The sequence below is a fragment of the Rhodanobacter sp. C01 genome (genome assembly GCF_002001045.1).
Taxonomy (GTDB): Bacteria; Pseudomonadota; Gammaproteobacteria; order Xanthomonadales; family Rhodanobacteraceae; genus Rhodanobacter.
Genome location: NZ_MUNR01000006.1, coordinates 254,455 through 278,797, shown reverse-complemented (window position 1 = coordinate 278,797; position 24,343 = coordinate 254,455). Strand labels below are relative to the sequence as shown.

Here is a 24,343-nt window from a genome sequence, read left to right as displayed (position 1 = left end):
TCCTTTATTGGTTGATCAGCTCTCGCCAGGACACCCGCTTGGTGCCAGCGGTTGAGCTCGATGTCTTGATGCTGCTGGTCGAGCCGTTGTCGAAGCTGGTCAGCATGGTGCTGCCGACGAAGATCGGGTTGTTCGGCAGCGAGGAGAAACCGATGCCGGCAGCGGGCGTATCGCCGAGCGAATCGGATGCATCGACCACGCCATCGCCGTTGCGGTCGAAGAAGTTCGCCGTCGGGTTGGTGCCGGTGAACGGATCCAGCGCCATGATCCAGCCGCGGCCCGACGGGTTGCACGGGTCGGTGGCCTGGGGAATGCGCGTCGTGCCAAGCAACAGGTTGCCCTGGAACTGGTTCGGCGTGACCATTCGCTCGCCCTCGGCGCCATTGACCGGCGAAGTCAGATCCATGTACCAACCGGATTTGTCCGTTATCGAGGCGTTGTTCGCAGCGGCCTGGGCCAGCGTGGTCACGGTGCGGCCATTGCCGGCCTCACCGGTGATGGAACGCTTCGCCAGATTGGACGCACGCGTCATGCCCGATGTCACCGCCAGCCCGCTGGTGCCGGACTGCACGATCAATCCATACCAGCTCTGGGTTTTCAGGTTGTTGAGATCGGCCGTGGTCAGGTATTGACCGGTACCGAAGAACACCCAGACGTTGCCGGTGTTCGGATCCTTGCCTGTCAGCAGACCCGCCGTGATCGGCTGCGTGTTGCCGCTGGAATCCCTGGCAGTGAACAGTTTCACACCATCGCTGTCCGGCGTGGCCGTGGCGGCGGTACCGGCAGCCGCGTTGATCTCGAACGACCACACGTTGCCATCGGCATCACCTGCGTAGGCGATCGTGCTGACACCATTGCCTGACGGATCCATCCATACGGCCGGCGCAGCCAGACCACTGGCATCGGTGGTCTTGTGCACATCGAGGCTGCCGTCGATCAGGTTGAACTGAAGCAGTGCCGCCACACCGGCCGTGCTGTTGTAGCCGTTGCCCATCAGGACCGACCAGGTGCCATTGGCGCTCTGTGCAATCACCGGCTTGCCGGTCATCTGACCGATGTAATTGCTGTTGACCACGCCATCACCAGCCGAGCGCTCCCACAGGAACTTCACATTGGCCGGATCGGTGATATCCAGCGCATAGACCGTCCTTGCCACGCCGCGACCGGTGGTGCCCACCAGCACGGTTTTCCAGCCGCCGATATAGGCATCGGCCACGGTCAACTCGCCGTCGTTGAAGAAACCGTGCGCCACCGCGCCGCCGTAATCCGGACTTGCCAATGCACTCACCCCGGACGCGATCACCGCACCAGGCAGGTAGGCGAAGTTCTCCGCACCGGTACTGGCGTCGAACGCGTGCAGCATGCCGTCATTCGACGCCACGTAGATTGCGCCCGCGCGACCAGCCTTGTCGCTGGCGAACTGGGAGAACGTCGACGAACCGGTGAACGATTCGGTATAGAACTGGTTCGCGTTCGGCGCGCCTGCATAGACCGGTTGCGAATTCACGACGTCGCCAATGGCGGTGTCGCGATTGCGGAAACTGCCGCCGTTGGCCTGCTCCTTGGAGCTGTCGCCACGCAAGTAGTTGATCATGTCGGCCTGGGCGGCACTACTGCTGCCCAACGCAGTGAGCTGCGTGCTGGAAATTGCCGGCAACGCACCGCTCGTACCCGTCTTGAACGCCACGAACCGGCTGCCAACTGCCGCGGTCGGGTTGTAGGTCATGATGTTGCGACTGGCCGTAGCCGGCAACTTGGTCGACGCTGCCCAGGATGGATTGGTTGCGATGGCGCCACTGGTGGAATCCACCGACAACGCCTTCAGATCGCCCTTCCACTTGGCCGTCCAGTAATTGGCCTGGTAGGCCACCGTTCCCGTCTGCAGCTGGGTGGAATTCGCCGCCAGGCTGGCACCGGTGCCGACGCGCTCGGAGGCACGTTTCAGTGCCTCCTTCAGGCCGTCGGCAAACGTCTGCGGACTGGTAGCGGAGTAGAAACCGCCATGACCGTTGACGGCGGCATGCGCAAGGTCGGCAATATTGTTGATGGAGTCACCCGTCGGCTTCGGCCAGGTGAATCCGCTGATCGCCTTGCTGTTGTCACCGTTGGCCCAGGCGAAGACCTGATCTACCGGTATCAGCTTGCCGCTCGCATCCTGAGGCGTGAAACCAAGTCCCAGCGTGAAAGTCGTCATGTGCTGCCAGAACGCCGGATCTTCGGCGTTGGTCGGTACTTCGTTGGCCACACTCGGCTGCAGATCCGTGCGCCAGTATTTCATGGCGACATCGGAAAGCGTGTCGCTGTAGGTGACTCCTGCCGTGACCACTGCGGTTTTTTCGCATTTGAGCGAAGTGGCGTTATAAGCATAACCGCTGCCGCAACTTGGATTTGCAGTGGTACTGGTGCCCTTCAGGCACTTGCCCTTGTAGGTTCCACTGGTCTGAAACGTATAACCACTACTGCATGAAGGATCCTGCTGAAGCAGGCCGGTTATGTCAGTTGTCTGACCACTGTCCGCGTAGGGCGAAGCAGCCGTATAGGTATAGCTCTGGCCATTGGATCCAGTCACCGCCGTGCCATTGGAACCATCCACGTCACCCGCACCAGAGAAACTTTCGTTCCAGAATCCGTCAGTCGTCAGGATGGTATAAGACTGACGACAGGCGAGCTGGGTGTTTCCGGCAGCCGTGGTGTAATCCGGATCGGAAGTGTTTCCCTGCCAAGGCTGGGTCGTTTGGTAATACTTGCCGGTGGCATCCAGTGCCTGGCGCAGCGGTGTACCGCCACTGGCCGTCGCCTTTGCCACCCAATTCCAAAACTGGCTCTTTTGGCTGCCCGCACTTGACCCATCGCCGAATGGCTGAACCTGGGCAATATAATTTGTCCCGCCATTATAGGAATCCGAGTAGCTATAGCGCGATGAAGGGAGGTTGCTGTAGTTCTTGTTGCCGCTACCACCACCGTCGATCGAGCCAAAACCAACCCGGAAAGTCGTATCAAGGGTTGAAAAGGAGTTCATCAGGCCGCTCTTGGCCATCAGGATGCGTGTACGGTAGAACGAAAACCAGTTCGCCACGTTCCGCTGTGTTGCTGCGCTGTCGTCGCAAACTGCCTGCTGGGCCGTGGTCAGGGAGGCGCAATCCCCCGTCACTCCAACATAATTCTGCGTGTTGTTGGTGCCGGTCGTGTACGTAAAGAAATATTTATACGTGGTATTTGTACATTGACTGCCGCTCAGAGAGTCGCCTGTCGTACAGCTATACGTCGTGTTCGGTGTGGCAGCCACAGGGCTGTAACCACTTCTTGTACATTGAGTGCCGTTGAGAGTGTAATTCTTGGGGCACGAATACGTGGTATTTGCCGTTGCCGCATATTTGTTGATGATCGTGAACATCGTGTAATAAGGAAAAGTCTTCGCATTACTGCTGTTTCCACCAGTGAACCTGGTGATATCGGTGGTACCGGTACCTGCAAAGCCATCCGCATAAGCGCTCGTAATGCTGGTTGGTGCTGTATAAAAGGTCCCGTCTGCCTTGGGCGGCGGCGAATAAGTCATGCTGGGGTTGTAGTAGGTACCGTTGATGCTGGCGTTACGCACGGCGTCAGGGGTGGTGCTGCTCAAATAGCCCCAATCCGGCATGTAATCCCATGCCATCGACCCCGAATCATCCAGCATCAGCACCACGTTCGGCGGCAGCGAACGCTGGATGATCAGCGGCGACTGGTCGACGGTGACGGTGGCCGCCCGTGCCGGCGTATAGACGACACCCAGCATCCAGATGGACAGGCTGGTGTACAGCAGCCTGCCAAGGAAACCACCGCGTTCGCTGCGTAAACAGGCTGATAGGTTCATGACGTCTGTGTTCTCGATTGATGCGCCATGGAAAGGTCCATGCGCCGTGTCAATTTGAAGCAGCGGCTCAGCCCTGCTTGATCATGGCCTGCAGCACGACCACGGCACGATCACCCACCAGAGCGGGATTGCCGCTGCGGGCCGTCACGCGGTAATAGACGACGGTGGCGGAAGTGCCCTGGGCGCCATAGTTGTGCGCGTTGGCGCTCTGGTTGTAGCCCGTGCTGGAATTGGGGTCGTACCAGTTGCCCATGTTCTCGATCACGTACTGCGGCTGGCTGGCGGCCAAGGTGCCGGCCTCGAACTGGCCCGCTGCCGTGCCCTTGGGCACCGACATGACCTTGGCTGGGTCCAGCGTCGTATCGTCGAATGGATTGGCCGGACAAACGATGCCACCAGCCTGGCAATTGCGTGCGATGTCGTTCGGATTGGCGGCGATGCGCGCCGTCGCGGCACGCATCGCCGCCTCGGCACTCTGGAAGGCGATCTGCCGATCAAACAGGTTGGCTGCCATCTTCTGCTGCATGATGGTGCCGCGTACGGCAGCCAGGCCGACCAGGGTAATCACGACCAGCAGCAACAGCGCGACTACCAACGCCACGCCACGCTGATCGATTCGCCTCGATGGCAGGCCTCGCGGGCGACGTCCGCCGATGACACATGCGGCAGTGTGATGGATGCTGTTCGCCTCGGCCCGGGCACGCGCCATGCGCGCGTCATGACGAGCGGACCCGGGAAGATTGCTGGATGCGGGAACGTGACTCATGTCAATTCACCCGGTTACGCACAGTGGTGGTGGCAGTAAATTTGCGCGAGAGCGGCTTGACGTCGATACCGGCGTGTTTGTCCGTGCTCTCGACTGTCAGGTTGACCTGCACGGCATCGACCAGCGCCCAGTTGGTGAGGAGCGGATCGCTGGCACCGACGAAGCTGTTGTTGCCCGACTGGTGGTAGGTGATGCTCATGCCGGTCACATCACGCACCATCTCCTGCGCCGTGTTGGTCGCATCCATGCGATACAGCGATTTGCCGGAGACTCCATTACCGTCGACGTAATTGCCGATATACCAGTCAGCCGCAGTCAGTTTGGCGATCTGCGCATTGGGCGCGAAGACGTAGCTGCTTTCACTGCTGCATACGGTGGGATAATTGAGATCCGTGGTGCAGTTGCCTGGCGATCCACTGGCAGCGTGTGTGATCGTGCCGTTGGCGTAACCGGTGATCTGCACGATGGCTGCGTGGTCGGGATCACATACGATGATCACGTCCCCCGCCTGCAGGTTCGAACTTGTTTCGTTGATCGTGAATGTGGCTGCTGGCTCGGCATTGTTCTTCACGCTCACTCCCGAACTGTCGGCCCCCAGCAGCATGAGCGAGTCCGTGCCGCTGGCCCGCTGACCCGCGCCTGCCCCTGTGGTCACCGCCAGATCGGTCTGGCCAGCGCCATAGCCCATCAGGGTATTGCTCCAGTTGGCCCACCATGCGGTTGACCTGTTGTTGAGCACGTTGGCGACACGGCCGCTGTTGCTGCAACCGGTGAGTCCGGCATTCCGGATGTCACGCGCCATCATCTCGAAGGCGACGCGCGAACTGTCCTGCACGTCGCTCAAGGCCTGATTGGTGCGATAGGAGCGCTGATTGGCCAGGAACACGCTGACCACACCACCGATGACGATCAGACCAAGCAACATGGCGACCATCAGTTCGATCAGGGTGAAGCCTGCCGATGACCTGACCGGCCAAGGTGCATGCTGCTGCCGGCGACCATGATTCATGGGGCAAGGTTTCATAGCATGGCCCTGGTGACTACTGTCTGGACGTTGCCGCCCACACCTGCCCGGCTGTCGTCGAAGGTGATGGTGACGGTGCAGTCGCCGGTGGCCGTGCAGCTGATATCGCCGGTAGTGGACGCTGCCGCGCCCAGGGTCTGGCCAAGCTGAGTGCACCACTGGTTGAGTTGGGCATTGGCAAGCGAGCCGTCTGCGCCCGGGCATGCGTTGGCCTTGATCGCGGAAGACCCGGTCCGGTTGTAACTGCCCGCGCTGGCGCCGCCGAGATCGGCCCGCATGGCGTCCAGGATCGAGTAACTGTGGATGGTCGCCATGCTGCGTGCCATCGCGCTGTTGTTGGTGGACAACGACATGGCCTGCAACGCGGCGATGCCAAGAAATGCGATCGACAGCACCAGCACGGCCACCAGCACTTCGATGAGACCGACGCCGGACTGGGCAGCAACCTGCAAACGACCGTGGCAGCGGCGCAGGCGCGCAAAAACAGAGCCAGGAGTATTCATGACGATGGGCAATCTTTGCTGGTGGTGGTAGTCACGAGGATCGAGCCGGCCGTCATCGTGATGACACGGTGGTTGTCGGTGCTCATCTGGCTCGTGCAGATGTCCGCGACGGTGTTGCTGTACGGGGTCGAGGTACCCACCTTCTGCCCCAGTCCCTGCGCCGTAAAACGCAGCGCCGTCATGTCGCCATTCAGTTGGAGCGGCGCCGTGATTCCGGATGTGCCGGCCAGCACCTGCGTGGGCGTGGGCGTGGTCAGGACATAAACCGCCCCGGCCTCCGAACCGCAGGCGGACCCGAGCGCATCGCTCGCTTTCGCGTTGGCACTGGACGAGTTGCTGCAAAGCTGGGTGCTGGCGTTGCGCTTGACCGCCTCCAACCGCGCGGAGTGGATCGCATTGACGATGTCGTTGGCCGTGGTGGTGAGCTTGTTGGAAAGCGTGATGTTCCTGAAACTCGGCACAGCGATCATGATCAGCACGACTGCCACGACGAGCGTGATCATCAGCTCGACCAGGGTGAAACCACGTTCATGCCGCTTCACGGTGGCCCGTACCGACCGCGACCCGGTAACGTCGCCCCATCCATGCATGGACAGGCGCCCGTCAGCCAGCCGTGGCTCGCTCACCCTTATCAACGAAACACTGCGCTGACCCAACCACGATTGCATGAGGACTCCCCTGCTGATCCTTGGGAGGCACCATAGCAACGCATTAACTTACGTCAATATCTTGCGAATGAAAGTGCAGACACTCCCCGATAGGCGGTAGAGAAATTCCGACAAACGGTAGGTCGGCTTGGCAGAAAGCCATGATCAGCAGACGCCATACGCAATTTTTTGCAGGAAACACCCGAAAAGGGTCCCACTGCCATTCAAGACGGCACAGCTCAAGACGCGCCCGTCTTGACGTCCGGTATGCGCCCAATCTCGGGCGCCTTTCATCAGCACGGAGCCAACGATGCCGCCCTGATTCCCATCACCAGTCAAGAGCACTTCGAGGCTCTTCCGGAACTCGTGCAAAGGGCTCCAGCAAAACAAAGGCCCGCTTGCGCGGGCCTTTGGAGTTCTGGTGCCGGAAATAGGAATCGAACCTACGACCTACGCATTACGAATGCGCCGCTCTACCAACTGAGCTATTCCGGCAAAGAGCCGCGGATTTTACGGTGCGGGGCGAAATGGCGCAAGCACGGCCCTTCCGGCGAAGGCGCCGCCTCGGCTCAGAGACTGGCCGTCGCATTACTGCCGACCACGCGCAGTTCCTTGGGCAGGGCGAAGGTGATGTTTTCCGGTTCGCCATCCAGCTCGCGGACGTCTCCGGCACCCCACGATTGCAGGCGGGCGATCACGTCGCGCACAAGCTTTTCCGGTGCCGAGGCGCCTGCGGTGAGGCCGATGCGGGTGACGCCATCGAGCCAGCTGCGGTCGATGTGCTCGGCGCCGTCGATCAGGAACGAACGAACCCCCTGCTTCTCGGCCAGTTCGCGCAGGCGGTTGGAATTGGAGCTGTTCACCGAACCGACCACCAGCATCAGGTCGACCGCGTCGGCGAGCCGGCGTACGGCGTCCTGGCGGTTCTGTGTGGCGTAGCAGATGTCGTCCTTGCGTGGACCTTCGATGTCGGAAAATTTCGTGCGCAAGGCTTCGATGATCGCCTTGGTGTCGTCCACCGAGAGCGTGGTCTGGGTGACGTAGGACAGTTGATGCGGAAACTTCGGCGTCAGCCTGTCCACACATTCCAGCGACTCGACCAGCAGGATTTCGCCGGTATTGGCATGGTTCCATTGCCCCATCGTGCCTTCGACTTCGGGGTGGCCTGCGTGGCCGATCAGCACCACGCTGCGACCGATGCGCCCGAGTCGTGCCACCTCCATGTGTACCTTGGTGACCAGCGGACAGGTGGCGTCGAATACCTTGAGGTGACGTTGTTCAGCCTCCTCACGCACGGCTTGCGACACGCCATGCGCGCTGAAGATCACCGTGGCGCCATCAGGGACCTCGTGCAGTTCCTCGACGAATACCGCGCCATCGGCGCGCAGCTTGTCGACCACATAGCGGTTGTGCACCACCTCGTGGCGCACGTATATGGGCGCACCCCACGATTCCAGCGCGCGCTCGACGATGGCGATGGCGCGATCGACGCCGGCGCAGAAACCACGTGGGTTGGCGAGCAGGATGTCCACAGCAGACCTCGATGGAATCTCGATAAGCGATTCCGGCCTGTGCCGGAATGATGAGAAGCCGGAATTATCGCACGCTGCCCTTGGGCTTGCCGGCGAACAGGCCGAATGCAATCAGCAGTACGGCGCCAACGCTGATACCGCAGTCAGCGAGATTGAAAACCGGGTAGCTCCACTGACGGAAATACACCTGGATGAAGTCGGTCACTTGCGCGGCATGCAGGCGGTCGATCAGGTTGCCCAGGGCTCCGCCCACGATCAGCCCCAGCGGCAGGCCCGTGCGCCAGTCACGTCGCGGCGTACGCGCCAGCCACACCACCAGCACCGCGCTGATCACCAGCGCCAGTACCACGAAAAACCAGCGCTGCCAACCGCTGCCATCGTCCAGGAAACTGAATGCGGCACCACGGTTGAACGCCAGCGTCCAGTTCAGGAATCCGGGAATCACCGCATGCGGCATGCCCATCGGCTGCAACGCCTGCACCGCCCACCACTTGCTGAGCTGGTCGAGTGCAATGACCACGGCGGACAGCCATAGCCAGATGAGTGCATTGGGTTTGGTGGTCATGGAGTGCGAATTACCAGATAAGAGACTTGAACGACGAATTGTCACGGGAGCGCCCTGCGCGCGATCGGTGGCCCGATCAGCAATACCAATGCATTGCACGCAGTGTGCGCTCCGGAAGGGTTTCGATCAGAACCAGCGGCGGTTCTCTCCGGGCCCCTCGACATTGATGATGCAGCGGCCGCACAGCTCGGGATGCGCAGCGTGGCTGCCGACATCATCGCGCCGATGCCAGCAGCGCACGCACTTGGCCGCATCGCTGACGGTAGCCGACACCCATACGTCGGCGCCTTCCAGTTCGGTCAGCACGGCGCTGTCCGGCTGGCCGCCCGCCAGATCAAGGCGCACGTCGGAGGTGATGAAGAAAAAGCGCAGTTCGTCGGCCGCCGCGGCATAGCGCACCACCGTGGCCTCGTCGGCATGGATCGCCAGCTTCGCCTCGAGCGCCGCGCCGATCTGCCCGTCCTTGCGCATGCCTTCCAGCACACGCGAAGCGGCATCACGGATCGCCAGCAGATCGGACCAGTAGCGACGCTGGGCGGGCGAGCTTTGTGTGGCGGCCAGTCCGTCGTACCAGGTCTCGAACAGCACGCTCTCGCCGTGCGGGCCCGGCAGCGCCTGCCAGATTTCCTCGGCGGTGAAGCTGAGGATCGGCGCCAGCCAGCGCACCAGTGCCTCGGCGATGCGGTACATCGCGCTCTGCGCACTGCGCCGGCCCAGGCTGTCGGTGGGCATCGTGTAGAGGCGGTCCTTGGTGATGTCGAGATACAGCGCACCCAGTTCGTTGGTGCAGAAGTTCTGCACGCGTTGCACCACTTCGGGAAAGTCGTAACGCTCGTACGCGGCAACCACGGCCTGCTGCACGTCGAACGCCTGCTGCACGGCCCATTGATCCAGCGGCAGGCTGTCTTCCACCTTGACCAGATGCTGCGCGGGATCGAAGCCGTCGAGGTTGCCGAGCAGGAAGCGTGCGGTGTTGCGGATGCGCCGGTAGGTGTCGGACACGCGCTTGAGGATTTCCTCCGACAGCGACATTTCGTTGCGGTAGTCGGTGGAGCAGATCCACAGGCGCAGGATGTCGGCGCCCAGCCGCTTCATGATGTCCTGCGGCTCGATGCCGTTGCCCATCGACTTGGACATCTTGCGGCCGTGCTCGTCCACGGTGAAGCCGTGGGTGAGCACGTCGTTGTACGGTGCGCGGCCGTGGATCGCGGACGAGGTGAGCAGGGACGACTGGAACCAGCCACGGTGCTGGTCCGAGCCTTCCAGATACATCACCTTGTATTCGTCGGCCGTACCCTGTTGCAGTTCCGGCCGCTGGCCGACCACGGCGTAATGGCTGACGCCCGAGTCGAACCACACGTCGAGCACGTCGGTGACCTTGTCGTAGTCGGCCGCCTGCTCGCCGAGCAGCTCGACCGGATCCAGCGCGAACCAGGCATCGACACCACCCTGCTCCACCTTCTTCGCCACCTGTTCCAGCAACGCCACGGAATCCGGGTGTGGCTCCTGCGTGGCCTTGTGCACGAACAGCGCGATCGGCACGCCCCAGGTGCGCTGGCGCGAGATGCACCAGTCAGGGCGTCCATCCACCATGCCTGCGATGCGCTCCTCGCCCCAGCCCGGCACCCAGCGCACGTCCTTGATCGAGGCCAGCGCGGTCTTGCGCAGATCCGCCTGTTCCATCGAGATGAACCACTGCGGCGTAGTGCGATAGATCACTGGCGTCTTGTGGCGCCAGCAGTTCGGGTAGCTGTGCTCGATCTTCGCAAAGGCGAGCAGCACGCCACGTCGACGCAGCAGATCGACGATCGCGTCGTTGGCTTTCCAGATGTGCATGCCGGCCAGCTCGAGCCCATCGGCCACCGGTGTATCGGCACGATAGGTACCGCGCGACTCGATGTAGTTCAGCAGGTCGATGCCGTACTCGCGCGCCACCACGAAATCCTCGACGCCGTGATCGGGCGAGGTGTGCACGGCACCGGTGCCGTCTTCGGCGCTGACATGATCGCCGAGAATCACCGGCACTTCGCGCGGGTAGAACGGGTGGCGGAGTTTCAAACCTTCCAGCGCGTGGCCGGCCGCATGGCCCAACACCGCCACTGAATCGAGACCGTAACGCTGCGCCACCTTGTCGACGAGTGCGCTGGCGATCACCAGCAGCACGCGCTGACCATCGCGGGATGGCCCTTCGATCAGTGCGTACTCGAGCTCGCCGCCAAGCGACACGGCCTGACTTTCCGGCAGTGTCCACGGCGTGGTGGTCCAGATCGGCACGGCCACGATGGCGTCGCCCGCATCCATGCCGAACTTCGCAGCCAGCGCCTTCGCGTCGACCGCGTCGTAGGCCACGTCCACCGCAGGCGACACCTTGTCGCCGTACTCGATCTCCGCTTCGGCCAGCGCCGAGCCGCAATCGAAGCACCAGTACACCGGCTTGGCGCCGCGTACCACGTGGCCGTTGGCGACGATGCGCGCGAAAGCGCGCAGCATGTCGGCCTCGTAGGTGAAATCCATCGTGCGATACGGCCGCTGCCAGTCACCCAGCACGCCGAGCCGCTTGAAGTCGGTGCGCTGCAGGTCGATCTGCTGCTGCGCGTATTCGCGACACTTCTGCCGGAACGCGGCGGCGTCGAGCTTGTCGCCCGGCTTGCCGTGCTTCTTCTCCACCGCTATCTCGATCGGCAAGCCGTGACAGTCCCAGCCCGGCACATACGGCGCACGATGACCGGCCAGCAACTTGGATTTGACAGTGACGTCCTTGAGCACCTTGTTGACCGAATGGCCCAGGTGGATCACGCCGTTCGCATAGGGCGGGCCGTCATGCAACACGAACACCTTGCTGCGGCCGGCCGTTTTCTGCTGGATCTGTGCATAGCGGTCGATCCGCTCCCACTCGGCCAGCCAGCCCGGCTCGCGCTTCGGCAGGTCGCCGCGCATCGGGAAATCCGTTTGCGGCAAGTTGATCGTGTTCTTGTAATCGTGGGTCATTGCCTGATTGCCGTCGCTGAAGTGTTGCTGGCCGCCAACTGGCGCGCCAAAGGGTTCAAACTTAATGGATTGATGCGTTTACCGGAATACCGCTCAGGTCTCGACCAGCCGCGGATTCATTCCCAGCAGTTCGCGCGCCATGCGCGAATCCAGGGCCATCTGCGCCTTGAGCGGCTCCAGTCCGTCGAACTTCTGCTCGTCGCGCAGCTTGGCCACGAACTCCACCGCCATGCGCTGGCCGTACAGGTCGCCGTCGAAGTCGAACAGATGCACTTCCAGCAAGGGCTCGCTGACCTCGTTCACGGTCGGCCGCACACCGAGGCTGGCGACGCCGGGCCAGCTGCATTCGCCTTCACCCAAGCCAACACGCACTGCAAAGATGCCGTGGATCGGGCTGACCCGCTGCTGCAGGTGGATATTGGCGGTGGGATAACCCAGCGTGCGGCCGAGCTGGTTGCCATATTCGACCTTGCCGTCGATCACGAAAGGGCGACCAAGCAGTGGTTCCGCGCCGGCAAACTCACCGGCAGCCAGCAGCATGCGCACCCGGCTGGCCGAGACGCGGGCACCGTCGAGTTGCACCGCCGGCATCGTGTGGGCGGCAAAGCCCAGTTGCGCACCCATCCGCTCCAGCAGGCTGACATCGCCCGAACGCTTGTGGCCGAAACGGAAATCATTGCCTACCCACACCTCCCGCGTGGCCAGCCGGTCCACCAGGACGTGCCGGACAAAATCCTCGGCCGTCATCGCCGTCAATGCCGCGTTGAAACGCAACAACAAGGTGTGTTGCATGCCGGCGGCAGCAAAACCGCGGAGCTTTTCACGCACGCTGGATAGCCGTGGCACCGGTTCGACGGAAAAGAACGCACGCGGCAACGGCTCGAAACTCACCACGATGGGCGTGCAATCGAGTGCCTGCGCGCGCTCACGCACCTGCGCCAGCAGCGCCTGGTGCCCACGATGCAGGCCATCGAACGCTCCGATCGCGATCGCGCTGCCGCGCGGTGCCAGGCAAGGGCCCGCAACATCCCTGGAAAGTCTCATCATCGCGTGAGTATAACGGGCACGACGGCGACATCAGGGCCGCATGAATGCCGGATACGGCGCGGATCGGATGCCAGCCACGTCCGGACCGCATGCGATGCCGTTGTCTTCGCCACCTGCAATAGCCAGCCATGGGAACAGGCGGCATCCCGGATATGGCAAAATGCACGTTCGTGGAGCCACCATCACACACTAGCCTGATCCAGGCTGTCAGTGGCCCATCTAAATGATTGACGCAACGGCAAATCGACGTCATAATTGGCGTCTTTTTCCAACCTCACCACTGCATTCCGGAGTTCTACCTTGGCCAACATCAAGTCCGCGAAGAAGCGCGCGCGCCAGTCCGAGCAGCGCCGCCTGCGCAACATCAGCGCCCGCTCCATGGTCCGCACCGCCCTGAAAAAGGTCGTCAAGGCCATCGAGGCCAAGGACAAGGCCGGCGCGATCGCCGCGTTCACCGTCGCCCAGCCGGTGATGGATCGTTACGCCGCCCGCGGCCTGATCCACAAGAACAAGGCTGCCCGCCACAAGAGCCGCCTCAACGCGAAGATCCGCGAACTGGCGTAAGCCGGGGCGCGACTCGGGTTGAAAGGAAAAGCCGGCGCAAGCCGGCTTTTTTTGTGAGCTGCGAACGTCATCCTGGCTTACATATAACCCGCAAACATCAGTTACTGCAGCAAAAGTGCAAGGCTTTGCCGGATGCTTGCCCATGCCACCCTGTAGCTTGCGGAGCGCCTGACGCATCTGAATTTGTGCAACTTCCTGCAAAAGCGTAGCGTGGCTTGACAAGCCGATTCATCAACTCAGGGAGTGATTGCCATGACCATTCGCTTGTCCGTTCCGATCCTTCTTCTCGCCACCACCGTACTTGCCCTTCCCTGCGCCGGAAATGCACAGGACGGCACGCCCACTGCCAATGCCAACCCTCCGGCGCCAACCACTCAAGCAGCGCCTCGTTACGATTCGGACGTCGACACCGGCCGGGAGCAGTCGTCCGCCTTCGATACCCCGGAATCCGATGGGCGCCCCGGCGTGTACTTTTTCGACCTCGCTGTCCAAGCGGTCAAGAAGAAAGACTATGTGCACGCCATCAAGATGTACCAGGTCGCTGCCTCTTGGGCCTTCAAGCCGGCCGAATACAACCTCGGCGTGATGTATCTGAATGGCCAGGGCACTCCCGTGGATCTGCCACGTGCACTGGCGTGGATGGCCCTGGCCGCGGAACGCAATGATCCGCAATACGTCAAGGCACGCAACCTGATCAATGGGCACCTGAACGATGCGCAGTTCAAGCAGGCCAATGTGATCCTGGCCGAGCTCTCGCCGACCTACGGCGACAAGGTGGCGCTGGCCCGCGCCGAGACCCGCTGGCGCGAGGTTCGCGCCGCCCAAACCGGTTCGCTCGTGGGATCGGCGGCCAGCCCCGTACAGGTGGGCGCCATCGCGGGTGATCCAAACCACATGCGATCTCCATACTACGATGTCGGCGGTGGTTCGCACGTCAGCAAAGTAGCGTTTGATGTAGTCGGAACTCATCAGATGGACGGCGCCATCGCCTATCAGCAGCTGCGTGCCAGCAACAACCCCTACGACCCGAAATTCGAGTGGCAACCGGGTGCAACCGGGACCGTCACGGTCGAGCCCTTGACCCCGGTCAGAAAGAAGGACGCCGTCAGCGCCAGGAAATCCGCTGATCCCGTCACAACAGGGCCAGGCAACCCATTCTGAGGTTGTGATGGCGGCCATCGAGCATACGAAAAGGATCCAGGCCGAATAATGCGAAACCACGTCTGCACTCATTTACGTCCATCTGGATGGAGCCAGCGTTGGTCCACACTTCGCGCAAGTTACCGGGAGGAATCACCATGAGCACGCCAAAACTGCTGACGATCTCGTCAATCTGTCTTTCGATCGGATTCGCCCTACTCCCGGTAGCAGCCACCGCCAGTACTGACGGCGCCCCCCAGGCAAGCAGCAACACCACCGCGCCGCCGCAACCCAGGCAGGCCCCGCTCTACGACTCAGATGCCGATCTCAACCGGGAGCCGTCGTCCAACGCCAACACCCCGGAAGCCGATGGTCGACCCGGCGAATATTATTTCGGCCTTGGCGCGCAGGCGGTCAAACACAAGGACTATGCACACGCCATGGCCATGTACAAGGTCGCCGCGTCGTGGGCCTACAAGCCGGCGGAATACAACTTGGGCGTGATGTATCTGAGCGGCCAAGGCACACCGGTGGATCTGCCACGTGCGCTGGCCTGGATGGCCCTGGCCGCGGAACGCAATGATCCGCAATACGTCAAGGCACGCAACCTGATCAATGGGCACCTGAACGATGCGCAGTTCAAGCAGGCCAATGTGATCCTGGCCGAGCTCTCGCCGACCTACGGCGACAAGGTGGCGCTGGCCCGCGCCGAGACCCGCTGGCGCGAGGTCCGCGCTGGCACTACCGGCACGCGCGTGGGGTCAGCGGCGGGTCATCTGCAGGTAGGTGCTGTCGCAGGCGTGTCGAATACAATGCAGTCGCCAAACTATGATGTCGGGGGAAGTCATTCCGCGGCCGATGGCGCCCACATGAGTGCATCGGGGGCTGAAGTAGCTGGGGTGCATCAAACCGACGGTGCCCTCGCGTATCAGCAGTTGCGTGCAAGCAACAACCCCTACGACCCGAAATTCAAGTGGCAACCGGGTGTAACCGGAACGGTCACGGTCGATCCCCTGATCCCGGTCAAGAAGAGTGACGCCGAAAAGCCTGCTGCATCAGGCGACACTCCGTCGACGGACAATTCCAACCACTGAAGGTCGCGTGGCACAGGGGATGCGTGCAGTGTCGAAAATGCACTCACGCATTCCGTCCGACGGTCGAATGCGCGCATCAACCATCGACACGAAACCGCCTTTACTTGGCGCGCGAACTGAACTCCAGCGGCACCGTCTCCGTCCGCGCCGCAGCCGGTGGCTTCGGCCCGCAGGCACCGCAGGTGCTGCAGCCGTCGCTGCAGTTGCCGGTGGCCTGCTTCGGCTGCAGGTGTTGCCCGAGGGCACGCAGCCATGCGGCACGCTCCGGCCGGCTGAATCGGATCGAAGCCGCCGCCAGCCAGCGGTTGCTGAGTTGCGGGGCCAGCTTGTGGAACACGATCAGCGTACTGATCAGCACGATCAGGCCGATCACCGCGTATTGCACCAGCAGGCTCGTACTCATGTCAGCACCCTCGTCACCTGGTAGACGATGAACGACGCGGCATAAGCCATCCCGAACATGTAGCTGAACGAGATCGCCACGTTGCGCCAGGAATTGGTTTCGCGACGGATCACCGCCAGCGTGGACATGCACTGCGGCGCATAGGCGAACCACACCAGCAGCGACAGCGCGCTGGCCAGCGATATCTGCCCGGCCAGGGCATGACCCAGCCCACCGGCCGCTTCACCGCCGACCAGATAGACGGTCGCCAGCGCGGCCACCGCGGTCTCGCGCGCGGCGAACGCCGGGATCAGCGCCAGGCTGATCTGCCAGTTGAAGCCGATCGGCGCAAAGATGTATTGCAGGCCGCGCCCGATATAGCCGGCGAAGCTGTAGTCGATGGCCGGGCCGGGTGCACCCGCTGGCGCCGACGGGAACGTGGAAATGAACCACATCAGCACGGTCAGGCCCAGGATCACGCCGGTCAGGCGCTTCAGGAAAATCCCGCCACGCTCGTAGAGGCCGATCGCCACGTCGCGCAGCTTGGGCATCCGGTACGACGGCAGTTCCATCAGCAACGCATGCTCGCTCTTGTCGCGGCGGATGCGCTTCATCACCCAGCCCACCGCCATCGCGCCGAGGATGCCCGCCAGGTACAACGAGAACAGCACGATGCCCTGCAGGTTGAACACGCCGAATACGTAACGGATCGGGATGAAGGCGCCGATCAGCAGCGCATATACCGGCAGGCGCGCCGAACAGGTCATCAGTGGCGCGATCAGGATTGTCGCCAGACGGTCGCGCGGGTCCTGGATGCTGCGTGTGCCCATGATGCCGGGGATCGCGCAGGCGAAACTCGACAGCAGCGGAATGAACGAGCGTCCGGTCAGACCTACCGACAGCATCAGGCGATCGAGCAGGAACGCCGCACGCGGCAGGTAGCCGGATTCCTCCAGCACGATGATGAAAAGGAACAGCACCAGGATTTCCGGCAGGAAGCCCAGCACGGTGCCAAGACCACCAAACAGACCATCGGTGACCAGGCTCTGCAGCGGCCCGGCCGGCAGCAGCGTGGCGACATGCTCGCCCATCCATCCGAACCCGTCGCCGATCGCGTCGGTCATCGGCTTGCCCACCGAGTACACCGCCTGGAACACCAGGAACATCACGACCGCGAGGATCAGCAACCCGCACACTGGATGCAGCGCCCAGCGGTCGAGCCGGTCGTCGATCGCCGCCGTGGCGCGTGGCATCGCCACCGTCGCGGTCAGCAACTCGCGCACTTGGGCATGCAGATCGGCGCGACTGGCCGCATCGTCCGGCTGCGCCGGTGCAGCCGTGGGCACTTCGCCGTCCACCCGTTCGATCAGCGCCTTGGCGCCGCCACGCTTTACCGCGATGGTTTCCACTACGGGCAGACCGAGCCGGCGCTGCAGTTCCGGCACGTCGATGACGATGCCGCGCTGACGCGCCGTGTCCATCATGTTCAGCGCCAGCACCACCGGCCGACCGAGGCGCTTCACCTCCAGCACGAAACGCAGGTGCAGGCGCAGGTTGGTGGCGTCGGCCACGCAGATGATCAGATCCGGCGCCGCCTCGCCCGGGTAGTTGCCGGCACAGACGTCGCGGGTGATCTGCTCGTCCGGGCTGTTCGCCTCGAAGCTGTAGGTACCCGGCAAATCGAGTATCTGCAGCACCCGACCGGATGGCGCGGTGAAGCGGCCTTCCTTGCGTTCGACGGTGACACCAGCGTAGTTCGCCACCTTCTGCCGGCCGCCGGTGAGCTGGTTGAACAGCGCGGTCTTGCCGCAGTTCGGGTTGCCGACCAGGGCGATCCGCAGAGTCGAGGCACTCATGCCGCCACCTCGCTGCGCACGCTGATCCGGGCGGCTTCGGCGCGGCGCAGGGCAAAGCGGGTGTAACCGATCTGGATCAACACCGGATCGCCACCCATCGGCCCGGTCGCCACCACCCGGACCGGTTCGCCATCGACGAAGCCCAAGTCACGCAGGCGCTGCGCAATCGGATCCGCCGCATGCGCATCATGCACGCGGTCGACCACAGCAGGAGCACCTTGGGGCAATTCGGACAGACGCACGGGCGGCTTCACAAATAAGAATTGTTCGCATTATAGACCTTTGTCCGTTCCACTGCATCAGGCCGCGTTCCGACGCTGGGCAGCGTTTATCATGGGGATCTTTGCGGGGACGACCGATGACCGATTCCATCCTGAGCGAACGCCGCGGCGCGGTGGCCTGGCTCACCCTGAACCGCCCGCAGATCCACAACGCGTTCGACGACACGCTGATCGCCGCACTCACCGACGCGCTGGCGCAGGCCGACGCCGATCCGGCCGTGCGCGCGGTGGTGCTGAGCGGCGCCGGCAGCTGCTTCTCCGCCGGTGCCGACCTCAAGTGGATGCGCGGCATGGCCAGCGCCAGCGAGCCGGAAAACCGCGAGGACTCGCTGCGCCTGGCGCGCCTGATGCGCAACCTGCAGTTCCTGTCCAAACCGACCATCGCGCGGGTCAACGGCGCCGCCTACGGTGGCGGCGTGGGCTTGGTCGCCTGCTGCGATATCGCGATCGGCGTCGACACCGCCAAGTTCGCATTGTCGGAAGTGAAGCTGGGCCTGGTGCCGGCGGTGATCTCACCGTACGTGATCGCCGCGATCGGTCTGCGCGAGGCGCGCCGGCTGTTCATTACCGGCGAGGTATTCGAGGCCGATATCGCCGCGCGGATCGGACTGCTGCACACCGTGGTGTCGGCAAGCGGACTGGACGAGGCGATCGAGCGCCAGTTGTACCTGCTGGCCAAGGCCGGCCCGCAGGCCCAGCGCGAGGCCAAGCAACTGGCCCTGCGCATTGGCGGGGCTGATCTCGCCCAGGCCGAACGCCTCGACCAGGCCAACGCCGAACTGATTGCCCGCCTGCGCGTCTCGGAAGAAGGTCAGCACGGCCTGAGTGCCTTCCTCGACAAGCGCGCGCCGGCATGGGCCGCACAAGCCGCTTCATAAGCCTCGCATCGGTTGACCGCCTGTCCCATGCTGCGTTGCGCATCGGCTGCAACATGGCAATCTGCTAGCTTAAGTGGCTTTGCATCGACACGAACAGCCCGACACAGCGGGCTCAGGAACACTGCATGTTCGAGCGCGTACTGATTGCCAATCGCGGCGAGATCGCCTGCCGCGTGATCCGCACCTGCCGGCGTCTCGGAATACGCACCATTGCGGTGTATTCCGAAGCCGATCGCGATGCACAGCATGTGCGACTGGCTGACGAAGCATGGCCGATCGGTGGACCGCGCCCGGCCGACTCGTACCTGCGCGGCGAGGTCATCCTCGAGGTGGCAAAGAAAACCGGCGCGCAAGCGATCCACCCCGGCTACGGTTTCCTCTCCGAAAACACCGGCTTTGCCCGCGCCTGCACGGAGGCCGGCATCGCCTTCATTGGCCCACGTCCGGAAAGCATCGACGCAATGGGTTCCAAGGCCGCTGCCAAGGCGCTGATGGAGCAATACGCCGTACCGCTGGTACCCGGTTATCACGGCGAGAACCAGGACGCCGGCTTCCTCGCCGAGCAGGCCGGCAAGACCGGTTTCCCGCTGATGATCAAGGCGGCATCCGGCGGCGGCGGCAAGGGCATGCGAATCGTGCGCAACGCGGCAGGGTTTGCCGATGCACTCGCCTCCGCGCAGCGCGAGGCTGCCAGCTCGTTCGGCGATACGCGGGTGATCCTGGAGCGATACGTCGAGCATCCCCGGCATATCGAATTCCAGGTATTCGGCGATACCCACGGCAACGTGATCCATCTCAACGAGCGCGAATGCTCGGCCCAGCGCCGCTATCAGAAGGTATTGGAGGAAACGCCCTCGCCGTTCCTCGACGAGTCGCGTCGCAAGGCGATGGGCGAAGCAGCCGTCGCCGCGGCAAAGGCGGTCGACTATGTCGGCGCCGGCACGGTGGAATTCATCGTCGCGCAGAGCGGCGAGTTCTTCTTCATGGAGATGAATACGCGCCTGCAGGTCGAACACCCGGTCACCGAACTCACGCTGGGACTGGATCTGGTCGAATGGCAGCTGCGCGTCGGCGCCGGCGAACCCCTGCCATTGCGCCAGGATCAGGTCCACGCGCACGGCCACGCGATCGAAGTGCGCCTGTACGCGGAAGACCCGGACCAGAACTTCCTGCCCGGTTCCGGCAAGCTGCAGACGCTGCGCCTGCCTGCACTATCGAAACATGTGCGCCTCGACGGTGGCGTGATCGAAGGCGACACGGTGACGATTTTCTACGACCCGATGATCGCCAAGCTGATCGTGTTCGACGTCGACCGTACGCAGGCGCTGCAACGGCTGCGCGAGGCATTGGCCGCGAGTGAGATCATCGGGCCGAAATCGAACATCGGCTTCCTCGAACGCCTCGCGCGGCATCCGGTCGTGATCGAGGGCCGCATCGACACCGGTTATCTGGATCGCCATCTGGAAGAATTTCTGGTCGGCGACGTGGCACCCATCGACCAGGTCCTGTTCGCCGCGGCCACCGCTGCCCTGCTCCACGACGAACGTCAAGTCAGCACTTCCGCAGCCGATCCCCACTCGCCGTGGGCAAGCGCCGATGCGTGGCGCATCGGCCATGCCGGCAAGCGCATCATTGCGCTGACCCTGCGCGAGCAGCGTCACGACATCGAAGCGCATGGTCACGATGGAAACTACGAACTGCACCATGGCGAAACGGTCTGCGAGGTACGCGGCGCACGTCTTCTCGACGACACCCTGAGCGCCCGTTTCGATGGCGAATCGTTGTGTATACCGTTGCGCACCGACGCGGCGCATGTGCTGCTGCACGACGCTCATGGCCAGCGGTACAGCTTTGCGCGCGCTGCCGCGTTCGCCTGGGAACCGAAGGATGCAGCCGGCGGCAATCAGGTCATCGCGCCGATGCCAGGCCGCATCGTGCTGGTGAAGGCGCAGGCTGGTGACAGCGTCGAACAGGGCCAGGAATTGCTGGTGATGGAGGCGATGAAGATGGAACTGGCCTTGAAGGCACCGCGTGCCGGCACCATCGAAAGCATCAGCGCCACACAAGGCGAGTTTGTCGAGGCAGACGCCGTGCTGGTACGTTTTGCCGACTGACCGGAGTACAAGATGACTTCCTCCAATCACGTCCGCATCGTCGAAGTCGGCGCCCGTGACGGCCTGCAGAACGAAAAGACCCTGCTGCCGGCCGATGTGAAGATTGCCTTGATCGACCGGCTTTCATCGACCGGCCTCACCACCATCGAGGCAACCAGCTTCGTCAGCCCGAAATGGGTGCCGCAACTGGCCGATGCGGCTGAAGTCTTCACCCGTATCCGCAAGGTACCCGGCGTGAGTTACCCCGTACTCGTGCCGAACGAACAAGGTTATCTGCGTGCACGCGAAGTCGGCGCGCGCGAAGTCGCGGTCTTCGCCGCAGCATCGGAGGCCTTCAGCCAGAAGAACACCAATGCCTCGATCGACGAGTCGATTGCACGTTTCGTGTCCGTGATCGAACACGCACAGGCTGATGATGTGAAGGTACGCGGCTACGTCTCCACCGTACTCGGCTGCCCGTATCAAGGCGAAGTGCCGATCAGCGACGTGGTGCGTGTCGCCAGGCGCCTGTACGAACTGGGCTGCTACGAGATCTCGCTGGGCGACACCATCGGCGTCGGCACGCCCGCGAAGGCGCGCGCGATGCTGCATGCGGTGGCGCAGGAGGTGCCGATCGGCGCGCTCGCCGTGCACTTCCACGACACCTACGGCCAGGCGCTGGCGAACATCCTCGCCTGCCTGGAAGAAGGTGCGCGTGTGGTTGACAGCTCGGTGTCCGGCACCGGCGGTTGTCCGTACGCCAAAGGCGCCACCGGCAATGTCGCCAGCGAAGATGTGGTCTATATGCTGCACGGCATGGGCATGAGCACCGGCGTCGACCTCGACCTGCTGGTCGCCACCGGTGCATGGCTGGCCACGCAGCTGCACAAGGACACCGCCAGTCGCGTCACCCGGGCGCGCACAGCTGGCTGAAGATCACCCTTCCCACTGCATCTCTTTGCCTCATGCTCACGCTTTTCCTTATCCGCCCCATCACAGTCAGCGACAATGCCGCGATGGCGGCGATCATCCGCCGGGTGATGCCCGAATTCGGTGCCGACGGCCCCGGCTTCGCGATCCATGACGCCGAAGTCGATCACATGCACGAAGCCTACGCACAACCACGCAGTGCGTATTTCGTGGTCGAACATGACGATCACATCGTCGGTGGCGGTGGCGTGGCACCCTTGGAGAACGCCGAGCCAGACGTATGTGAATTGCGCAAGATGTATTTCCTTCCGCAAGCCCGTGGCATCGGCGCCGGCACGGCGATGATGCAGCGCTGTCTCGATGCGGCTCGCAGCTTCGGCTTTCGTCGGTGCTACCTCGAAACGCTGACCGGGATGGACGCTGCGCAGGCACTGTACACACGCAGTGGCTTCACGCCGTTATGCGCGCCCATGGGCGGTACCGGCCATTTCAGTTGTGACCGCTTCTTCATCCGCGATCTGTGAGCAGGCCATGAGCAAGCACGATCCACACGTCGATGCGTATATCGCCGAATCAGCCGAGTTCGCCAGGCCCATCCTCGAACACCTCCGTGCGGTGGTGCATGCCACCTGTCCCGAGGTTGAGGAGAGCCTCAAATGGAGCATGCCGTTCTTCAACTACAAGAACGCGTCGATGTGCATGATGGCGGCCTTCAAGCAGCATTGCGGCTTCGGTTTCTGGTTGTCCGGGCAAGTCGTGGGTGAGGCAACCGAAGACGGCATGGGGCAGTTCGGCAAGCTCACTTCGCTGAAGGATCTGCCATCGAAGAAGGAGCTCACCACCCTCATCCGCAAGGCGATGGCATTGAACGAGGCCGGTGTGAAGCTGGCGCGCCCGAAAGTCGCACCGAAGCCGCTGCCGACGTTGCCGGACGATCTCGCCGTCCTGCTCGCACAGAAGAAGCATGCGGCTGCGCGCAAGACCTGGGCAGCCTTCAGTCCCAGCGCGCAACGCGAATACGTCAACTGGATCGCCGAAGCGAAGACCGACGCCACCCGCCGGAAGCGTATCGCCACCACCCTGGAATGGCTGGCCGAAGGCAAGCCACGCAACTGGAAATACCTGACGTGCTGAATCCGACGATCCGCATCGCCCACGAGGAAGATGCCACTGCCATCCATGCGATCTACGCGCCTTCGGTCACCGACGGCGTAGCCACCTTCGAGACCGAACTGCCTGGCGTGGCAGCCATGCGCGAACGCATCCGTGCCCGCCTGAAGCATTACCCCTGGCTGGTGTGGGAGGAAGCTGGCGAAGTGCTGGCCTATGCCTATGCCGGCCGCTTCCGCGAACGTGCCGCTTACGACTGGATCGCCGAGACCTCCATCTACGTGCGTGCCGATGCACACCGCCGCGGCATCGCGCGCCGGCTCTACGGCGTGCTGCTGGAAGCGATGAAGTTGCAGGGCATCAACCAGGCCGTTGGCGTGATCACCCTGCCTGGCACGGTCAGCGTGGCGATGCATGAAGCCATGGATTTCTGCGCCGCCGGCGTATGGCGTCAGTGTGGCTACAAGCTGGGGCAGTGGTGGGACGTGGGCGTATGGCAAAAGGAGCTGCAGACGCCGACTGCGACACCAGCGCCAATCATTCCGTTTCCGCAATTGGAAAATTCGCCCAAGCTGCATGCCCTGCTGTCCTGACGCGCTCGACAGCACCATGAAAAAAGCCCCGCCAGCGATGGCGGGGCTTTTGCTTCCGGGCTGTGCCGATCTGTCGCTCAATGATGCAGCAGCAGATCCGCAATCACGCCGGAGGTGATCGCGACCAGCAGGAAATCTCCATTGTCGCTGCGCACCCAGTGATAGCCACGCGGTGGCGGACGCAGACGCTCATGGCGCCAATCACTCACTACATACTGGCGACCGCGATACTCAGCCGGCATACGGCCACCCCTCTTGTACCAACCCTCGTGCTGACCGCGATCGTGCATGCCGTGATACTGATCCTGACCATGATCATGGTGATCGTTGCCGTAGTTCTGCGCCAGCAGCGGTGCGCTGAACATCGCCATGACTCCACAGATGACGAATGTACCCAACAGTTTCTTCATATCGCGCTCCTGATTGATGACAAGATACTGCCAACCACCTGCCAGACATGGCAGGTGGTTCCATGCGCACATTTACCCCCAAGCGCT

At 62.8% G+C, this 24,343-nt stretch carries 22 protein-coding genes and 1 tRNA gene; 9 read left to right on the top strand and 14 right to left on the bottom strand.

Annotation, left to right across the window (positions count from 1 at the left end):
• Window positions 1–4: 4 nt before the first annotated feature.
• The 10 genes from B0E50_RS03985 to B0E50_RS03940 form a co-directional block, all read right to left on the bottom strand.
• Window positions 5–3,853, bottom strand: coding sequence for a PilC/PilY family type IV pilus protein (locus tag B0E50_RS03985; RefSeq protein ID WP_077439878.1), 3,849 nt, complete (start codon window positions 3,851–3,853; stop codon window positions 5–7).
• Window positions 3,854–3,920: 67 nt separating this feature from the next.
• Complete coding sequence (locus tag B0E50_RS03980; RefSeq protein ID WP_254427170.1) at window positions 3,921–4,619, bottom strand: PilX N-terminal domain-containing pilus assembly protein; 699 nt, start codon at window positions 4,617–4,619, stop codon at window positions 3,921–3,923.
• A gap of 1 nt (window position 4,620) precedes the next feature.
• Complete coding sequence (locus B0E50_RS03975) at window positions 4,621–5,628, bottom strand: prepilin-type N-terminal cleavage/methylation domain-containing protein (protein ID WP_077439877.1); 1,008 nt, start codon at window positions 5,626–5,628, stop codon at window positions 4,621–4,623.
• 11 nt (window positions 5,629–5,639) lie between these two features.
• On the bottom strand, window positions 5,640–6,158 hold the full coding sequence (gene pilV / locus B0E50_RS03970) for a type IV pilus modification protein PilV (RefSeq protein WP_254427169.1): 519 nt from the start codon (window positions 6,156–6,158) through the stop codon (window positions 5,640–5,642).
• Window positions 6,143–6,736 (bottom strand): GspH/FimT family pseudopilin, encoded by a 594-nt coding sequence (locus tag B0E50_RS03965; RefSeq protein WP_256364085.1) that lies wholly within the window; start codon window positions 6,734–6,736, stop codon window positions 6,143–6,145. The genes pilV and B0E50_RS03965 overlap by 16 nt, the downstream gene beginning before the upstream one ends.
• Window positions 6,737–7,212: 476 nt before the next feature.
• A tRNA-Thr gene (locus B0E50_RS03960) sits at window positions 7,213–7,288 on the bottom strand.
• Window positions 7,289–7,362: 74 nt separating this feature from the next.
• Window positions 7,363–8,325 carry a 4-hydroxy-3-methylbut-2-enyl diphosphate reductase gene (gene ispH, locus B0E50_RS03955; RefSeq protein ID WP_077439874.1) on the bottom strand — a complete coding sequence of 321 codons (963 nt, stop codon included), beginning with the start codon at window positions 8,323–8,325 and terminating at the stop codon, window positions 7,363–7,365.
• Window positions 8,326–8,389: 64 nt separating this feature from the next.
• Complete coding sequence (gene lspA / locus B0E50_RS03950) at window positions 8,390–8,890, bottom strand: signal peptidase II (RefSeq protein WP_077439873.1); 501 nt, start codon at window positions 8,888–8,890, stop codon at window positions 8,390–8,392.
• A 126-nt stretch (window positions 8,891–9,016) separates the two neighbouring features.
• Entirely contained in the window at window positions 9,017–11,878 is a 2,862-nt protein-coding gene (gene ileS / locus B0E50_RS03945; protein ID WP_077439872.1) for an isoleucine--tRNA ligase, read from the bottom strand.
• A gap of 93 nt (window positions 11,879–11,971) precedes the next feature.
• On the bottom strand, window positions 11,972–12,925 hold the full coding sequence (locus B0E50_RS03940) for a bifunctional riboflavin kinase/FAD synthetase (RefSeq protein WP_077439871.1): 954 nt from the start codon (window positions 12,923–12,925) through the stop codon (window positions 11,972–11,974).
• 300 nt (window positions 12,926–13,225) lie between these two features.
• Between B0E50_RS03940 and rpsT the strand changes: the two genes are divergently transcribed.
• The 3 genes from rpsT (at window position 13,226) to B0E50_RS03925 (ending at window position 15,723) form a co-directional block, all read left to right on the top strand.
• Window positions 13,226–13,489, top strand: a complete 264-nt coding sequence (gene rpsT, locus B0E50_RS03935) for a 30S ribosomal protein S20 (RefSeq protein WP_072760571.1) — start codon at window positions 13,226–13,228, stop codon at window positions 13,487–13,489.
• A 252-nt stretch (window positions 13,490–13,741) separates the two neighbouring features.
• Complete coding sequence (locus B0E50_RS03930; protein ID WP_077439870.1) at window positions 13,742–14,650, top strand: SEL1-like repeat protein; 909 nt, start codon at window positions 13,742–13,744, stop codon at window positions 14,648–14,650.
• Between the two features lie 137 nt (window positions 14,651–14,787).
• Complete coding sequence (locus B0E50_RS03925) at window positions 14,788–15,723, top strand: SEL1-like repeat protein (protein WP_077439869.1); 936 nt, start codon at window positions 14,788–14,790, stop codon at window positions 15,721–15,723.
• Window positions 15,724–15,823: 100 nt separating this feature from the next.
• On the opposite strand, the gene B0E50_RS03920 is transcribed toward B0E50_RS03925, so the two are convergent.
• The 3 genes from B0E50_RS03920 to B0E50_RS03910 are packed head-to-tail and all read right to left on the bottom strand — an operon-like array spanning window position 15,824 to window position 18,203.
• The gene (locus B0E50_RS03920) at window positions 15,824–16,126 is read right to left on the bottom strand and encodes a DUF6587 family protein (protein ID WP_077439868.1); all 303 of its coding nucleotides are present in this window, start codon (window positions 16,124–16,126) and stop codon (window positions 15,824–15,826) included.
• Window positions 16,123–17,961 (bottom strand): ferrous iron transporter B, encoded by a 1,839-nt coding sequence (locus B0E50_RS03915; RefSeq protein WP_077439867.1) that lies wholly within the window; start codon window positions 17,959–17,961, stop codon window positions 16,123–16,125. The genes B0E50_RS03920 and B0E50_RS03915 overlap by 4 nt, the downstream gene beginning before the upstream one ends.
• Window positions 17,958–18,203 carry a FeoA family protein gene (locus B0E50_RS03910; protein WP_077439911.1) on the bottom strand — a complete coding sequence of 82 codons (246 nt, stop codon included), beginning with the start codon at window positions 18,201–18,203 and terminating at the stop codon, window positions 17,958–17,960. Before B0E50_RS03910 ends, B0E50_RS03915 begins: the two co-directional genes overlap by 4 nt.
• A 116-nt stretch (window positions 18,204–18,319) precedes the next feature.
• Here B0E50_RS03910 and B0E50_RS03905 point away from each other — a divergent pair, with 116 nt between their 5' ends.
• The 6 genes from B0E50_RS03905 to B0E50_RS03880 all read left to right on the top strand — a co-directional run bounded on the left by B0E50_RS03905 (window position 18,320) and on the right by B0E50_RS03880 (window position 23,846).
• A complete protein-coding gene (locus B0E50_RS03905; protein WP_077439866.1) occupies window positions 18,320–19,120 on the top strand; it encodes an enoyl-CoA hydratase-related protein in 801 nt (266 codons plus the stop codon).
• A 125-nt stretch (window positions 19,121–19,245) separates the two neighbouring features.
• Window positions 19,246–21,234 (top strand): biotin carboxylase N-terminal domain-containing protein, encoded by a 1,989-nt coding sequence (locus tag B0E50_RS03900; RefSeq protein WP_077439865.1) that lies wholly within the window; start codon window positions 19,246–19,248, stop codon window positions 21,232–21,234.
• 12 nt (window positions 21,235–21,246) lie between these two features.
• The gene (locus tag B0E50_RS03895; protein WP_077439864.1) at window positions 21,247–22,146 is read left to right on the top strand and encodes a hydroxymethylglutaryl-CoA lyase; all 900 of its coding nucleotides are present in this window, start codon (window positions 21,247–21,249) and stop codon (window positions 22,144–22,146) included.
• A gap of 32 nt (window positions 22,147–22,178) precedes the next feature.
• On the top strand, window positions 22,179–22,667 hold the full coding sequence (locus tag B0E50_RS03890; RefSeq protein WP_077439863.1) for a GNAT family N-acetyltransferase: 489 nt from the start codon (window positions 22,179–22,181) through the stop codon (window positions 22,665–22,667).
• 7 nt (window positions 22,668–22,674) lie between these two features.
• The gene (locus B0E50_RS03885) at window positions 22,675–23,277 is read left to right on the top strand and encodes a YdeI/OmpD-associated family protein (RefSeq protein WP_077439862.1); all 603 of its coding nucleotides are present in this window, start codon (window positions 22,675–22,677) and stop codon (window positions 23,275–23,277) included.
• Entirely contained in the window at window positions 23,274–23,846 is a 573-nt protein-coding gene (locus tag B0E50_RS03880) for a GNAT family N-acetyltransferase (RefSeq protein WP_254427176.1), read from the top strand. Before B0E50_RS03885 ends, B0E50_RS03880 begins: the two co-directional genes overlap by 4 nt.
• 77 nt (window positions 23,847–23,923) lie before the next feature.
• On the opposite strand, the gene B0E50_RS03875 is transcribed toward B0E50_RS03880, so the two are convergent.
• The gene (locus B0E50_RS03875; RefSeq protein WP_077439910.1) at window positions 23,924–24,256 is read right to left on the bottom strand and encodes an RcnB family protein; all 333 of its coding nucleotides are present in this window, start codon (window positions 24,254–24,256) and stop codon (window positions 23,924–23,926) included.
• Window positions 24,257–24,343 lie beyond the last annotated feature (87 nt).

Bases quoted from the DNA above. Each gene is read 5' to 3' on its own strand.
- B0E50_RS03985 (WP_077439878.1), bottom strand. From the start codon at position 3,853: ATGAACCTATCAGCCTGTTTACGCAGCGAACGCGGTGGTTTCCTTGGC.
- B0E50_RS03980 (WP_254427170.1), bottom strand. From the start codon at position 4,619: ATGAGTCACGTTCCCGCATCCAGCAATCTTCCCGGGTCCGCTCGTCAT.
- B0E50_RS03975 (WP_077439877.1), bottom strand. From the start codon at position 5,628: ATGAATCATGGTCGCCGGCAGCAGCATGCACCTTGGCCGGTCAGGTCA.
- B0E50_RS03965 (WP_256364085.1), bottom strand. From the start codon at position 6,736: ATGCATGGATGGGGCGACGTTACCGGGTCGCGGTCGGTACGGGCCACC.
- lspA (WP_077439873.1), bottom strand. From the start codon at position 8,890: ATGACCACCAAACCCAATGCACTCATCTGGCTATGGCTGTCCGCCGTG.
- ileS (WP_077439872.1), bottom strand. From the start codon at position 11,878: ATGACCCACGATTACAAGAACACGATCAACTTGCCGCAAACGGATTTC.
- B0E50_RS03940 (WP_077439871.1), bottom strand. From the start codon at position 12,925: ATGATGAGACTTTCCAGGGATGTTGCGGGCCCTTGCCTGGCACCGCGC.
- B0E50_RS03930 (WP_077439870.1), top strand. From the start codon at position 13,742: ATGACCATTCGCTTGTCCGTTCCGATCCTTCTTCTCGCCACCACCGTA.
- B0E50_RS03925 (WP_077439869.1), top strand. From the start codon at position 14,788: ATGAGCACGCCAAAACTGCTGACGATCTCGTCAATCTGTCTTTCGATC.
- B0E50_RS03920 (WP_077439868.1), bottom strand. From the start codon at position 16,126: ATGAGTACGAGCCTGCTGGTGCAATACGCGGTGATCGGCCTGATCGTG.
- B0E50_RS03915 (WP_077439867.1), bottom strand. From the start codon at position 17,961: ATGAGTGCCTCGACTCTGCGGATCGCCCTGGTCGGCAACCCGAACTGC.
- B0E50_RS03905 (WP_077439866.1), top strand. From the start codon at position 18,320: ATGACCGATTCCATCCTGAGCGAACGCCGCGGCGCGGTGGCCTGGCTC.
- B0E50_RS03900 (WP_077439865.1), top strand. From the start codon at position 19,246: ATGTTCGAGCGCGTACTGATTGCCAATCGCGGCGAGATCGCCTGCCGC.
- B0E50_RS03895 (WP_077439864.1), top strand. From the start codon at position 21,247: ATGACTTCCTCCAATCACGTCCGCATCGTCGAAGTCGGCGCCCGTGAC.
- B0E50_RS03890 (WP_077439863.1), top strand. From the start codon at position 22,179: ATGCTCACGCTTTTCCTTATCCGCCCCATCACAGTCAGCGACAATGCC.
- B0E50_RS03885 (WP_077439862.1), top strand. From the start codon at position 22,675: ATGAGCAAGCACGATCCACACGTCGATGCGTATATCGCCGAATCAGCC.
- B0E50_RS03875 (WP_077439910.1), bottom strand. From the start codon at position 24,256: ATGAAGAAACTGTTGGGTACATTCGTCATCTGTGGAGTCATGGCGATG.